The 13,677-nt window shown below is 73.5% G+C and carries 14 protein-coding genes; 1 reads left to right on the forward strand and 13 read right to left on the reverse strand.

The genetic code is table 11. The annotated features are described in order from the left end of the window. Positions 1-122 precede the first annotated feature (122 nt). The 12 genes from lgt to ATL41_RS02180 form a co-directional block, all read right to left on the reverse strand. A complete protein-coding gene (gene lgt / locus ATL41_RS02125; RefSeq protein ID WP_342744404.1) occupies positions 123-1,262 on the reverse strand; it encodes a prolipoprotein diacylglyceryl transferase in 1,140 nt (379 codons plus the stop codon). Further along, positions 1,259-2,101: a tryptophan synthase subunit alpha gene (gene trpA, locus ATL41_RS02130; protein ID WP_098456994.1), complete on the reverse strand. Its 843-nt coding sequence runs from the start codon at positions 2,099-2,101 to the stop codon at positions 1,259-1,261. The genes lgt and trpA overlap by 4 nt, the downstream gene beginning before the upstream one ends. Next, a complete protein-coding gene (trpB, locus tag ATL41_RS13260) occupies positions 2,098-3,345 on the reverse strand; it encodes a tryptophan synthase subunit beta (protein WP_098456995.1) in 1,248 nt (415 codons plus the stop codon). The genes trpA and trpB overlap by 4 nt, the downstream gene beginning before the upstream one ends. Positions 3,346-3,429: 84 nt before the next feature. Further along, entirely contained in the window at positions 3,430-4,257 is an 828-nt protein-coding gene (gene trpC, locus ATL41_RS13265) for an indole-3-glycerol phosphate synthase TrpC (RefSeq protein WP_098458876.1), read from the reverse strand. Between the two features lie 131 nt (positions 4,258-4,388). Next, on the reverse strand, positions 4,389-4,850 hold the full coding sequence (locus ATL41_RS02145) for a DUF2752 domain-containing protein (RefSeq protein WP_098456996.1): 462 nt from the start codon (positions 4,848-4,850) through the stop codon (positions 4,389-4,391). Next, positions 4,840-5,451, reverse strand: coding sequence for a DUF4190 domain-containing protein (locus tag ATL41_RS02150; protein ID WP_098456997.1), 612 nt, complete (start codon positions 5,449-5,451; stop codon positions 4,840-4,842). Before ATL41_RS02150 ends, ATL41_RS02145 begins: the two co-directional genes overlap by 11 nt. A gap of 1 nt (position 5,452) precedes the next feature. Continuing rightward, positions 5,453-5,710, reverse strand: coding sequence for an HGxxPAAW family protein (locus ATL41_RS02155; protein ID WP_098456998.1), 258 nt, complete (start codon positions 5,708-5,710; stop codon positions 5,453-5,455). Between the two features lie 123 nt (positions 5,711-5,833). Next, the gene (locus tag ATL41_RS02160; protein ID WP_098456999.1) at positions 5,834-6,412 is read right to left on the reverse strand and encodes a Trp biosynthesis-associated membrane protein; all 579 of its coding nucleotides are present in this window, start codon (positions 6,410-6,412) and stop codon (positions 5,834-5,836) included. Further along, on the reverse strand, positions 6,409-7,995 hold the full coding sequence (locus ATL41_RS02165; RefSeq protein WP_098457000.1) for an anthranilate synthase component I: 1,587 nt from the start codon (positions 7,993-7,995) through the stop codon (positions 6,409-6,411). Before ATL41_RS02165 ends, ATL41_RS02160 begins: the two co-directional genes overlap by 4 nt. Continuing rightward, positions 7,992-8,414 carry a phosphoribosyl-AMP cyclohydrolase gene (gene hisI / locus ATL41_RS02170; protein WP_098457001.1) on the reverse strand — a complete coding sequence of 141 codons (423 nt, stop codon included), beginning with the start codon at positions 8,412-8,414 and terminating at the stop codon, positions 7,992-7,994. The genes ATL41_RS02165 and hisI overlap by 4 nt, the downstream gene beginning before the upstream one ends. Before the next feature lie 25 nt (positions 8,415-8,439). Next, the gene (locus ATL41_RS02175; protein ID WP_098457002.1) at positions 8,440-10,287 is read right to left on the reverse strand and encodes an ABC transporter ATP-binding protein; all 1,848 of its coding nucleotides are present in this window, start codon (positions 10,285-10,287) and stop codon (positions 8,440-8,442) included. Further along, a complete protein-coding gene (locus tag ATL41_RS02180; RefSeq protein ID WP_245854574.1) occupies positions 10,284-12,128 on the reverse strand; it encodes an ABC transporter ATP-binding protein in 1,845 nt (614 codons plus the stop codon). Before ATL41_RS02180 ends, ATL41_RS02175 begins: the two co-directional genes overlap by 4 nt. A gap of 67 nt (positions 12,129-12,195) precedes the next feature. Between ATL41_RS02180 and ATL41_RS02185 the strand changes: the two genes are divergently transcribed. Beyond that, complete coding sequence (locus tag ATL41_RS02185; RefSeq protein WP_169924479.1) at positions 12,196-12,894, forward strand: TIGR03085 family metal-binding protein; 699 nt, start codon at positions 12,196-12,198, stop codon at positions 12,892-12,894. A 6-nt stretch (positions 12,895-12,900) separates the two neighbouring features. Here the strand turns inward: ATL41_RS02185 and hisF are convergent, their stop codons facing one another. Further along, a complete protein-coding gene (gene hisF, locus ATL41_RS02190; RefSeq protein ID WP_098457003.1) occupies positions 12,901-13,671 on the reverse strand; it encodes an imidazole glycerol phosphate synthase subunit HisF in 771 nt (256 codons plus the stop codon). Positions 13,672-13,677: the final 6 nt, after the last annotated feature.

Raw genomic sequence — 13,677 nt, forward strand, 5'->3', positions numbered from 1 at the left:
GGGGGGAAGAGTGGGACGCCCTCGGCCCTGAGCGGACCAATATTACTCGCCCTTGACGGTACGAGAGCACCGGCTCCACGCCTTGGCGCGGGTCGGTCGGGGGGCGTCGCTGACGAGACAGGTCACGGAAGACCTGTGTCGGCCCCCGCGTTGTCCTCGCGCTGCGCGCGGCGCGCGCTCGTGTCGTGCGCCTCGGCGGCGTCACGGCGTCCGGTCAGGGCGGAGGTCGGGATGACGTCCTCCGCCTCACCGGGGACGACGCCTCGTGCGGCGTCGGTGTCGTCGTCGGCGTCCTCGACGCCGGGCACGGCCAGGTCGGCCGTGAGATCGGTGGGGGCCGCGGGGCCCGAAGGTGCGTCCGTGCCGTCGTCGACCGCCGACGCCCCTGCCGCACCGTTGCGACGAGAGTCCTGGGGGTCGAGGTAGACGGTCTCCGGACGGCCCGGACGGGCTCGCCCGAGCAGGATGAACGCGGCGACAGCCACGACGAGGAGAAGGATCGACGTCCACACGTTGAGGCGCAGGCCCAGGACGAGCTGCGCGTCGTCGATGCGCAGAGACTCGATCCACACGCGTCCGAGCGTGTAGAGCGCGACGTAGCCCCAGAAGGCACGCCCGTGACCGAGCTTCCTGCGGCGGTCCACGACGACCAGCAGCGCTGCCGCGGCGAGGTTCCACAAGAACTCGTAGAGGAAGGTCGGGTGGAAGAGCGTGCCGACCGGGAAGTCACCGACGCGCGCGGCGACGGCCGGGTTGATCTCGAGCCCCCACGGGAGCGTCGTCGGCGAGCCGAAGAGCTCCTGGTTGAACCAGTTGCCCAGACGACCGATCGCCTGCGCGACCAGGAGCCCGGGGGCGACGGCGTCCGCGAAGGCGGAGAAGCTGACGCGCTCACGGCGTGCGCCGATCCACGCGCCGACCGCGCCGAGGGCGATGGCCCCCCAGATGCCGAGCCCGCCCTGCCAGATGTACAGGGCCGACACCGGGTCCCCCCCGGCGCCGAAGTACGCGTCCGGGGACGAGACCACGTGGTAGAGCCGACCGCCGACGATCCCGAAGGGGACGGCCCAGTACACGATCGTGAAGACCTCGTCGGGGTGGCCCCCGCGCTCTGCCCAACGGCGGTTGGTGATCGCCACCGCGACGAAGATGCCGATGATGATCGCCAGTGCGTACGCGCGCAGCGGGAACGGCCCGAGGTGCCACACCGACTGTGACGGGCTCGGGATCGATGCGACGACGGACGCCAGGGCGATGCTCACACGCGGCTCCCGGGCGGCGCGTCGACGCCTGCTCCTGCGGTCCGGGCGGTGCGGACGCCCTCGGCGAGGCCGCGCGCGACAGCACCCATCGCCTCGAGACGCTCGTCGAACGAGCCGTCACCGAGGAGCGGGCGCACGAATGCCGAGCCGACGATCACCCCGTCAGCGTACCGGGCGACCTGGGCCGCCTGGTCGGGGCGCGACACGCCGAGACCGACGCAGACACGTTCCGCGCCGGCGGCGCGGGTCCGGGCGACGAGCTCTTCCGCGTGCGCGCCGAGGGACGCGCGCTCGCCCGTGACCCCCATGGTCGACGCCGCGTACACGAAGCCGCGCGACGCAGCCGCCGTGAGGGCGAGACGCTCGTCGGTCGAGCTGGGAGCGACGAGGAAGACCTTGTCGAGGTCGTGGGCGTCGGCTGCAGCGATCCACTCCTCGGCCTCGTCGGGGATGAGGTCGGGCGTGATGAGCCCGGCGCCGCCCGCGCCGGCGAGGTCGCGCGCGAACGCCTCGACGCCGTAGCGCATCACCGGGTTGAAGTACGTCATCGACAGCACCGGGACGCCCCGCGACGCGGCAGCCTCGACGACCGGGAACAGGTCGCGCACACGGGCCCCCGCGAGCAGGGCCTTCGTGACGGCGTGCTGGATGGTCTCCCCGTCCATGACCGGGTCCGAGTACGGCAGCCCGAGCTCGATGATGTCGACGCCGTTGTCCACGAGCGTGAGGACGGCGCGGACGGACTCGTCGACGGTCGGGAAGCCGACGGGCAGGTACCCGACGAGAGCGGCTCGGCCCTCGGCGCGGAGCTGGTCGATGCGGTCAGCGGTGGCGCTCACGCGTCCCCTCCTTCGGCAGACAGGTCGGCGCCCTCGTCGAGCAGGTCGAACCAGCGCGCGGCGGTGCCGACGTCCTTGTCGCCGCGGCCCGAGAGGCTCACGAGGAGGGTCGCGTCGGTCTTGCCCGCGGCCGCGAGCTCGCGGCCGATGCGCATCGTCCCGGCGAGGGCGTGCGCGGACTCGATCGCGGGGATGATCCCCTCGGTGCGCGACAGCAGGCGCAGCGCCTCCATCGCCTCGGCGTCGGTGACGGGCTGGTACTCGGCGCGACCGATCGACGCGAGGTAGGAGTGCTCCGGGCCGACGCCCGGGTAGTCGAGGCCCGCCGAGATCGAGTGGCTCTCGCGCGTCTGACCGTCCTCGTCCTGGAGCAGGAAGGACCGGGCGCCGTGCAGCACGCCGGGCGCGCCGCCGGTGATCGAGGACGCGTGCCGGCCCGTCTCGACCCCGTCTCCCCCGGCCTCGAAGCCGACCAGCCGCACGGACTCGTCGTCGAGGAACGCGTCGAACATGCCGATCGCGTTCGACCCACCGCCGACGCACGCCGTGACGACGTCGGGGAGGCTGCCGGTGAGGTCGAGCACCTGCTGGCGTGCCTCGACCGAGATGATCCGCTGGAAGTCCCGGACCATCGCGGGGAACGGGTGAGGGCCTGCGGCGGTGCCGAAGATGTAGTTGGTCGAGTCGACGTTCGTCACCCAGTCGCGCAGCGCCTCGTTGATCGCGTCCTTGAGCGTCGCCGAGCCTGTCGAGACGGGGATGACCTCGGCGCCGAGGAGCCGCATGCGCGCGACGTTGAGCGCCTGCCGTCGCGTGTCCTCCTCGCCCATGTAGACGACGCAGTCGAGGTCGAAGAGCGCGGCCGCGGTCGCCGTGGCGACGCCGTGCTGGCCCGCGCCCGTCTCGGCGATGACGCGCTTCTTGCCGATGCGCTTGGTCAGGAGCGCCTGACCGAGGACGTTGTTGATCTTGTGGGAGCCCGTGTGGTTGAGGTCCTCGCGCTTGAGGATCACGCGCTGGCCGCCCGCGTGCTCGGCGAAGCGCGGCACCTCGGTGATGATGCTCGGCCGCCCCGAGTAGGAGCGGTGCAGCTCAGCCAGCTCCGCAGCGAACGCGGGGTCGGCCTTCGCCTGCGTGTACGCGAGGTCGAGCTCGTCGAGGGCCGCGATCAACGCCTCGGGGACCCAGCGGCCGCCGAACTCCCCGAAATAGGGGCCAGGCAGGCTCTGCAGGGACTTCTCCACGGCGTTCTCCTCACGTGCATGGCGCGGCGGGCCGCGCTCTGGTCCCGCTCTCGCGGGTTGGTCTGGCGCTGTCAGCGCCAGGGATCAGTGGCGTACCGCCCGCAGCGACGGGTGCGCGCCCGCCGCGACGAGCGCCGCGACCGACGAGCGGGGCGACGAGTCCGTCACGAGCGCCTCGCCCACCAGGACGGCGTCCGCTCCGGACCTCGCGTAGTCCATCACGTCGTGCGGACCGCGGACGCCGGACTCCGCCACCCGGACGATCCCGTCGGGGACCGCCGGCGCGAGACGGGCGAAGGTCGTCCGGTCGACGTCGAGCGTCTTGAGGTTGCGGGCGTTGACGCCGATGACGCGGGCGCCCGCGTCGACGGCCCTCGCGACCTCGTCGACCGTGTGGACCTCGACGAGCGCGGTCATGCCGAGCGAGTGGACGCGCTCGACGAGCGACTCGAGGACCGTCTGCTCGAGCGCAGCGACGATCAGGAGCACCATGTCGGCGCCGTAGGCCCGGGCCTCCCAGACCTGGTACGGGGTGACGACGAAGTCCTTGCGCAGGACCGGGACGTCGACGCGGGCGCGCACGGCGGCGAGGTCCTCGAGGGTGCCCTTGAACCGGCGCTGCTCGGTGAGCACGGAGATCGCCGAGGCGCCGCCCGCCTCGTACTCCGCGGCGAGGGCCGCGGGGTCGGAGATCGACGCAAGCTCGCCCTTGGACGGGCTCGAGCGCTTGACCTCGCTGATGACAGAGACGGAGTCCTCGAGGCGCAGGCGCGGGACGCAGTCGATCGCGCCTGGCATGCGCGAGGCACGCTCCTTGAGGTCGTCGAGGCTGGTCTGCGCCTGACGCACCGCCAGGTCCTCACAGACCCCAGCGACGATGTCCTCGAGCACGGTGCGCTCCTGTGCGGGCATCTGGTCCACCCCTCCCCCGACGTCTGACCATCGTGTGATGACCGTCCCATCGTAGGCGGGTCCCGAAGGGCCCTTGACCACCGTCCGACTGGCGGGAAGCATCTGCGCCCCGGAGCGGGCGCAACGGCGCGTCAGGTGGCGGCGAGCCCCGGCACGACGTTGCGCAGGACGGAGTAGACGACGAGCACCGCGCCGGTCACGACCGGGAGGGCGGTCGAGCCGAGCAACCTCCCCGCGCGGTCCCCGCGCCACGCCCGACGGACCCAGCCGATCCAGAGCAGGACCAGGACAGGGGCGGCGGCGACCCACAGGGGGTTGAGAGACCAGGCGCCCGCGACATCGCCGTGGGCGAGGTCGTGCGTCGCGCGCAGCGCCCCGCACGCGGCGCACTGAAGGCCTGTCAGCGCGAGGAGCGGGCACATGCCGTAGGAGCCGGGCACGTGCGGCGACCGCGTCGCGAGGACCGTCGTCCCGACGATCGCGGCGGCACCGAGTCCGAGCGGTGTCGCGAGGCGCCTGCCGCGGCCTGCCCCCGGACGCACGGACGCGCCGGGAGCCTCTGCTCCCGGCGCGTCGGTGGTGTCAGACGGCATTCGCGCCGAGCTCAGCCTCCCAGCCGGTCTCCCAGCCTTCCTGGAAGGCCTCCCAGCCGCCGAGAGCGGCCACGAGCACGAAGAAGGCGATGATGCCGAGGACGGTGAGGATCGTGAAGACGATGTTGAGGACCCAGCCGGTCGTCGCGAGACCGCGGTTGTCCGCGCGACCCTCGTCAGCCGCGCGACGCCCCTTGGCACCCAGGACGATGCCGACGATCGACGCCGGGAAGCACGCGGTGAAGAACGTGACGATCGCGAGCACGAGCGACCAGACACCGAGCTGGTTGCCCGAACGGTCGGGCACCTCGCCGTACGCCGGGTACGTCTGCCCGGGGTAGGGCTGGCCGTACGGCTGCTGGCCGTAGGGCTGCTGCTGAGGCTGCGCGCCGTAGGGCTGCTGCGGCGCCCCGTAGGGCGGCTGCTGCTGCGGCTGCTGCGGCGCGCCGTACGGCGACTGGCCCGCGGGCGGCTCGTAGCCACCGTAGGGCGAGACGTTCGCGCTGCTGGGAGCGGAACCGGGGGTCGGCGCGGGGCCGGAGGGCGAGCTGCCCGACGGGGTGGCGTACGGGTCGTCCGAGGGCGGTCGGTTGTCGGACATGTCAGCGCTCCGCGGGGTCGGGCTGGCCGTAGCCCAGCACGGCGAGCACCTTGCCGAGCACGACGCCGAGCGCAGCCACGCCGATGCCGACCCAGAACAGCCACGGGAGCGCGGCGACGACCGCGCCGGCAGCCACGACGACCCCGAGCAGGACGACGATCGTCGTCGTCCACGCAGCGGTCGTGTGGCCGTGGTTGTGGTTGGGAGCGGCCGGCGGGAGGTACATCGTCTCCCGCGTCGGTTCGATCGGTTCAGCCATCGTGCATGCCCTTTCGCGAGACGCGGCCCTGCGGACCGCTCGTTGTGTCACGGCCGCCCCTCGCGGTGCGCCCAGCACATCAGAGCCTAGCCGACGGTCCTCGTCAGGGCGGCGGCGCGCCCACTACCCGGCGTCGCGCTCGCGCGACTGCTCGTCCCAGAGCGCAGCGACGTCGTCCGCAGGCGCTGCGTCGCCCGTCCGGGGCGACGCGGGCCGCTCGTGACGGTCCGAGCGTCGCTGCCAGCCGGTTCCGCCGGGCAGCAGCGCGAGGGCGGCGACGAACGCCGCTGCCCCGAGCGCGGTCGCGAGCCAGGGCGCGGACGTCACCGTGGCCTCGGCCGACAGGACGGGGACGCCTGTCAGGCGCGCTGCCTCGGACGAGGCGACAGCCGCGGGGTCGCCGACGACGCCGAGCGAGGTCGCGACGACGACCACCGCGGCCGCACCGAGGGCCGCCGCGACGACGAACCGGCCGCCCGTCCCCACGAGCAGCGCAGCGACGCCTGCCGCGAGCACCGCGAGGCCCGCAGCCGTGACCGCAGGAGCGGCGACGGACCCGACGACCTCGACCGGCACTCGGCCGCTGAGCGCGCTCGTGCCCTCGGCACGCACCCACCCCAGGAGCCCCGTGCCGAGCAGGGCACCGCCGAGCAGCACGCACGTGAGCACGGCCGCCCGGCGTGATAGCCCGCGCACGGTCATGCGCCCGCGTCCGCCAGGCGCGCGGCGAGCTGGATCGCGCGCACAGCGGCAGCCGCCTTCGAGCGCGTCTCCTCGTACTCGGTCGCCGGGACGGAGTCCGCGACGATGCCTGCGCCCGCCTGGACGCTCGCTCTCCCGCCGCGCAGGAGCGCCGTGCGGATCGCGATCGCCATGTCCATGTCGCCGGCGAAGTCGAAGTACCCGACACAGCCGCCGTAGATCCCGCGGGACGCAGGTTCGAGCTCGTCGATCAGCGCGATCGCCCGCGGCTTCGGCGCACCCGACAGAGTGCCCGCCGGGAACGTCGCCTTGAGCGTGTCGACCGCGGTCGCGTCCGCCCGCAGCTGCCCGACCACGGTCGAGCAGATGTGCATGATGTGGCTGAACCTGCGGACCGCCATGAACTCGATGACCTCGACCGACGTCGGCGAGCAGACCTTGACGAGGTCGTTGCGGGAAAGGTCGACGAGCATGAGGTGCTCGGCGCATTCCTTCGGGTCCGCGAGGAGCTCCTCCGCGAGAGCGACGTCCTCCTCGGGCGTCGCGCCGCGCGGGCGCGAGCCAGCGATCGGGAACGTCACCACGCGGCGGTCCTCGACCTTGACGAGCGTCTCGGGGCTCGACCCGACGACCGCGAAGTCGCCGCCCGCGGCGTCCTGCAGCTGGAAGTAGTACATGTACGGGCTCGGGTTGATCGTGCGCAGCGCCCGGTAGACGTCGAGCGGCGACGCAGGGCAGTCCAGGTCGAGGCGCTGCGAGAGCACCACCTGGAACACCTCGCCGTCGCGGATCGCCTCCTTGCCTGCCTCGATCGCGGCCTCGTAGTCCGTGCGCTCCGAGCGGAACTCGAGCACGGGCTCGGGCGCGTCGCCGAGCGTGACGGCGACGCTCGCCGCGTCGGCCCCGCGCCCCTCGACGAGGGTGCGCTGCATCGCGTCGAGCCGTGCGACGGCGTCCGCGTACGCCTCGTCGACCCGCTCGTCGGTCGCATCGAAGTTGATCGCGTTCGCGATGAGCCACACCGACCCGGTCAGGTGGTCGACCGCGGCGACGTCGGACGCGAGGCACAGCGTGACCTCGGGGACGTCGAGCTCGTCCGGCGCGGACGACGGGAGGGTGGGCTCCCAGTGGCGCACGACGTCCCAGCCGAGCGCGCCCGCGAGGCCGCCCGTGAAGGGCGGCAGCCCGTCGAAGGACGGCGTCGCGAGGACGTCGAGCGTGCGCGCGAGGACCTCGAGCACGTCACCGTCGGTCGGCACGCCCGCGGGCACGTCGCCCGTCCAGCGCGCAGCGCCGTCGAGCACCGACAGCGTCGCGCGCGAGCGCACGCCGACGAACGACCAGCGCGACCAGCCACCGTCGAGCGGGGCGGACTCCATGATGAACGTCCCCGGTCGGCTGCCTGCGAGCGTGCGGTACAGCCCGACGGGCGTGACGTCGTCGACCAGGAGCCGGCGCACGACCGGGATGACGCGACGGTGCTGCGCGGCGAGCCAGGAGAAGCCCTCCGCCGACGGCCACGTCGTGCCCCAGGGCAGGGCCTCGCCAGGTCCCGTCACCGTGCGCTCGTCAGCCGCAGTCATCGCGTCTCCTCCTCGCTCGCTCCCCCGGCCTGCCCGGGGACCTCTCCGACGACCGCTCCCAGGTCGCCGCCGGTGATGAAGCACGTGCGCTCGCCCGTGTGGCAGGCCGCGCCGACCTGCTCGACCTGGACCAGCAGGGCGTCGCCGTCGCAGTCGATCGCGACCGACCGCACGTACTGCGCGTGACCCGACGTGTCGCCCTTGCGCCAGTACTCGTCCCGCGAACGGCTGAAGAACGTCACGCGCCCCTCGGTGAGCGTGCGGCGCAGCGCCTCGTCGTCCATCCAGCCGAGCATGAGGACCTCATGCGTGTCGTGCTGCTGCACGATCGCGGCCACGAGGCCGGCCTGGTCGCGCTTGAGCCGGGCGGCGATCGCCGGGTCGAGGACGGGCGCGGGGTCAGGGGTCGAGTCGTTCACCGGCCGATCATCGCACGCTCGACCGTCACCGCGTCTGCGCGATCCAGGCGGCGTGCATGCGCGCGTACACGCCGTCCGCGGCCACGAGCTCGTCGTGCTTCCCCACCTCGACGACGCGCCCCTCGTCGACGACGACGACGAGGTCGCTCGCCTCCGCGGTCGACAGGCGGTGGGCGATCGTGATCGTGGACCGTCCCTGGGTCAGCGACTCGAGCGCCCGCGCGATGCGCACCTCGGCGACCGGGTCGACAGCAGACGTCGCCTCGTCGAGGACGAGCAGGTCAGCTCCTGCGAGGTGCGCCCGCGCGAGCGCGACGAGCTGCCGCTCCCCCGCCGACAGCGACTCGCCGCGCTGCCCGACGGGCGAGTCGAGGCCCTGCGGCCGGGCCTCGGCCCACTCGGTGAGCCCGAGCTCCGCGACCGCTGCCTCGACCGCTGCGCGCGCCTGAGGCGTGACGACGTCGTCCTCCGCGCCGGCCCGCAGGCCGTACGCGATGTTCTCGACGAGCGTCCCGTCGAACAGGAACCCCTCCTGCGGCACCATGACGACGCGCTCACGCAGCGACGCGAGCGTCAGACGCCGCAGATCGACGCCGTCGAGCAGGACCTCACCCTCGGTCGGGTCCATGAGACGGGCCACGAGCCGGGCGAGCGTCGTCTTCCCCGAGCCGGTGCGGCCCACGACCGCGACACGCGTGCGGGCAGGGACGACGAGGTCGACGTCGCGGAGCACCGGCGGACCGCCGGGGTACGCGTAGCCCACGCCGCGCAGCTCGACCGTCGCGGGGCCGCGCGGGCTCTCGACGCCGTCGGACGGGTCGACGACGTCGAGCGGCGTCTCGAGGACGGCGAGCACGCGGCGCCAGCCGGCGACCGCGTTCTGCATCTCGTTGAGCACCTCGGTCGCCATCTGCACGGGACCGGTGAAGAGCTGGACGAGGAAGAGGAACGCGAGGAGCTTGCCGAGCGTCACCTCGCCCGCGAGCCCGAGGAACGTGCCGACGACCACGACGACGGCGAGCACGAGGTTCGCGACGAGCGTGCCGCTCGCGAACACGGCCGCGACGCGCACCTGCGCGCGGACCGCTGCGTCCCGGTGGCCCGCGACGGTCTCGTCGACGCGACGGCGCGTCCGGTCCGACGCGCCGTAGGCGCGGATCGTCTCGGCGCCGACGACGGACTCCGAGATCGCGCCGAGCATCGCCCCCATGCGCTCGCGCACGACGGCGAACGCCTTGCCCACGCGCTGCTGCGCCGGCCCGATCACGAGGGCGAGCGGCAGGAAGGAGAGCCACACGACGATCGCGAGCTGCCACGAGTACAGCGCCATGAGGACGGTCGCGGCGGTCACCTGGAGCGTCGAGACGAGCAGCATGACGCCGCCCCACTGCACGAACAGGGAGATCGTGTCGACGTCGCTCGTGACGCGCGAGACGAGGGCGCCGCGTCGCTCGGTGTTCTGCGTGAGGACGGACAGGTCGTGGACGTGCCGGAACGCACGCACGCGCAAGGACGCGAGGCCCGCCTCGGTGCTGCGGAACAGGCGGACGTTGACGATCGTCGAGCAGGCGCCCGCGACGACGAGGAGGACCGCGGCGAGGAGGACTAGCGCGGCGACGCGCCCGACGTCGACGCCGTCCGGGCCGCCGAACCCCGTGTCGATCGCCTGCTGCACCGCGACCGGGACGACGACGCGGCCGGCGGCCGCAACGACCGCGAGCACGAGCGTGAGGACGATCCCGTCGACGATCTCGGGCGACGTGCGCACGCCCGCGCGCAGAGTGGCCCAGACGCCGAGCGAGCTGGCTGCGGCGATCCTGCCGGTCGCGTCCGTCGTCGGTCCCTGCTCCGCGCTGCGTGCCCCGGCCCTCACGATCCCTCCCCCTCGCGCTCGTCAGCGCGACGTGCGGCCTCGTCCTCGTACGCGGTCGCGAGCGCCGCATAGCCCGGGTCGCGCTGCATGAGCTCGGCGTGCGTGCCGGTGTCGACCACGCGGCCGCCCGCGACGTGCACGACGGCGTCTGCGAGCGCGACGCTCGACATCCGGTAGGCGACCATGACGACCGTGGGGTGGTCGTCCCGAGATCCTGCGCCCCGGAGGGAGCCGAGGATGTCGCCCTCGACGCGCGGGTCGACCGCGGACGTCGCGTCGTCGAGCACGAGCAGGCGCGGCCGGCGTACGAGGGCGCGGGCGAAGGCGAGCCGCTGGCGCTGCCCGCCGGAGAGGCTCGCGCCGCGTTCGCCGAGCGGCGCGTCGAGGCCGCCGGGCAGGGCGCGCACGACGTCACCGACGTGCGCCTGGTCGAGGGCGGCCCACACGGCGTCGTCCGACGGCGCGGACGGGTCGTCGGCATCCTGGAGCGTGACGTTCGCGCGGACGGTGTCCTCGAAGACGAACGTCGACTGCCCGACGAGGGCGACCGCTGACGTGAGCTGCTCCGTGCTCAGGTCCCGCGCGTCGACGCCGTCGAGGCGGACCGTCCCGTCCGTCGGGTCGAAGAGACGTGCGAGGAGCGAGACGAGCGTCGTCTTGCCGGCGCCGGTCGGCCCGACGACGGCGACGACCGTGCCGGGGTCGACGTGCAGGCTCACGTCGCTGAGGAGCTTCACCGGCCCGCGGCCCGTCGGTACGACGACGCTCACGCCGTCGAGGTCGACGGCGACGCCCAGGCTGTCTCGGGGAGGCAGGGCGCCGGTCCCGGGCACGAGGTCGCCGTCCGCGTCGATCACGCGGCTGATGCGCTCGTACCCGACGAGAGCGCGGGGCAGCTCGCCAAGCACCCAGCCGAACGCACGGACAGGGACCGCGAGCATCGTCAGCAGGTACGCCGCCGCGACGATCTCGCCCGTGCCGACGGCACCCGTGCTCGCACGCCACGCGCCGACCCCGAGGACGAGGAGCGTGCCGAGGGACGGCAGCAGCTCGATCAGCGGGTCGAAGTAGGCGCGCACACGACCCGCGCGCACGTTCGCGGCACGCAGCTCCTGCGCGACGGCGTCGAACCGGCGCTCCTCACGCTCGGCGGTGCCGAGAGCCTTGACGAGGAGGCCGGCCTCGAAGCTCTCGTGCGCGGTGTCGGACACAGCGCCGCGCAGCTGCTGCGCAGCCGTGACGGCCGGCGTCATGCGCCGCTGGAAGACGACGTTGACCGCCAGCACGAGCGGCAGCACGACCAGGGCGGCGACCGCGAGGTACGCGTCGACGGCGAACAGCTGGACCGTCGCGACGACGAGCATGACCGCGACGCCAAGCGCGAACGGCAGGGGGTTGAACACGCCCGTCGCGGCTTCCGCGTCCGAGCTTGCGTGCGCGAGGAGCTGGCCGGTCGGCTGTGAACGGTGCCACGACACGGGGAGCTCGAGGAAACGGTGCGTCACTGCACGGCGATGGTTGGCTCCGAGCTTCGCGTAGCCGATCCCCGCGAAGATGCGCCGCCCGGCGACGGAGAGCGCCAGCGCGAGCGCGGCTGCGGCGATCGCGGCCCCCGCACGCCACACGTCGCCCGGCGTGACGTCGGCTCCCGACAGCGCGGGCACCACGACGGAGTCGGTCGCGCGGCCGAGCACGACGGAGACTGCGACCGTCAGCGCGCCGCCGATCGCGGAGATGCCGATCGCGAGCACGTAGGTGCGCCACTCGTCGCGGATGCCGCGCGCCATGAGCACGATCGACTGCCGTGCCCGGGAGCCCGGCAGGGCGTGCGGACGACGCATGCAGACGCTCCCCTCGATGACGACCCGACGAACGTCATCGTGTCACGAGCCGTGCCACGATGAACGTATGACCTGGCACCAGCACGAACGCGAGACCTTGGCCGCACTCCTGCTCTCCGTCGGCCCGGACGCGCCCACGCTGTGCGAGGGATGGCGGTCCCGCCATCTCGCGGTCCACCTCCTGCACCGCGAGTCCGCGGCGCTCAGCCATCTCAGGGCGGTGCCGGGGCCGGTCGGCCGGGTCGGTTCCGAGGCGTTCGAGGCCGCGGTCGAGCGGTGCCTCGACCCCGAGGAGTACGCCGCGACGATCGACGAGTTCGCGCAGGCGCCCGCCGCGTGGAGCCCGTGGAGCTTCGCCGGCGACTCGGTCAACCTGCTCGAGTTCTTCGTGCACGGCGAGGACGTCCGGCGCGCCGGGGCGCTCGCCCAGGACGGCTCGCTCGCCCAGCCCGGCGCGCCCGAGCCGGGACCGTTGCCGCCGAGCCGCGCGCTGTCGCCCGACCACGCGGACACGATCTGGCAGGCGCTGCGCCGCGCGGCGCCGATGATGCTGCTTCGCGTGCCCGCGGGCCTGGTGTACGTGCGCGACGACGGGCCGCGCGCCGTCGTGCACCGACCGCGCGAGGGCTACGGCACGGTCGTCGTGCGCGGCGAGCTCGGCGACCTCGTGCTGCACGCGTTCCGCCGGGGCGCGCGCACGCGCGTCACGGTCGAGGGCGACGCGGACGACGTCGCGGCGATCGCCGCGCGCTGCCCGCTCCCCTGACGTCCGTCAGCGGACCGGGATGCCCGCCGCCCGCATGTCGTCCTTGACCTGACCGATCGTCAGGGTGCCGAAGTGGAAGACGCTCGCCGCGAGCACCGCGTCGGCACCCGCCTGGGCGGCCTGCGTGAAGTGCGCGGGCTCTCCGGCGCCGCCGCTCGCGATGAGCGGCACGGAGACCGTCCTGCGGACGTCGCGCAGCATGTCGAGGTCGAAGCCCGCGGTGGTGCCGTCGGCGTCCATCGAGTTGAGGAGCACCTCGCCCGCGCCGAGCTCCGCAGCACGCGTCGCCCACTCGACCGCGTCGATACCGGTGCCGCGGCGGCCGCCGTGGGTCGTGACCTCGTAGCCCGACTCGGTGCGCGTGCCGTCCTGGCAGCGGCGCGCGTCGACCGAGATGACGAGGACCTGCGAGCCGAAGCGCGCCGCGATCTCGCTGATGAGCTCGGGGCGCGCGATCGCCGCGGTGTTGACGCCGACCTTGTCGGCGCCGGCCCGCAGGAGGCGGTCGACGTCGTCCGTGCTGCGCACCCCGCCGCCGACCGTGAGCGGGACGAACACCTGCTCGGCCGTGCGGCGCACGACGTCGTACGTCGTCTCGCGGTTGCCCGACGACGCGGAGACGTCGAGGAACGTGATCTCGTCGGCGCCCTCCGCGTCGTAGCGCCGGGCGAGCTCGACGGGGTCGCCCGCGTCGCGCAGGTTCTCGAAGTTCACGCCCTTGACCACGCGGCCCTGGTCCACGTCCAGGCACGGGATGACCCTGATCGACACGCTCATCGAAGC

This window comes from Flavimobilis soli (genome assembly GCF_002564025.1).
GTDB lineage: Bacteria > Actinomycetota > Actinomycetes > Actinomycetales > Cellulomonadaceae > Flavimobilis > Flavimobilis soli.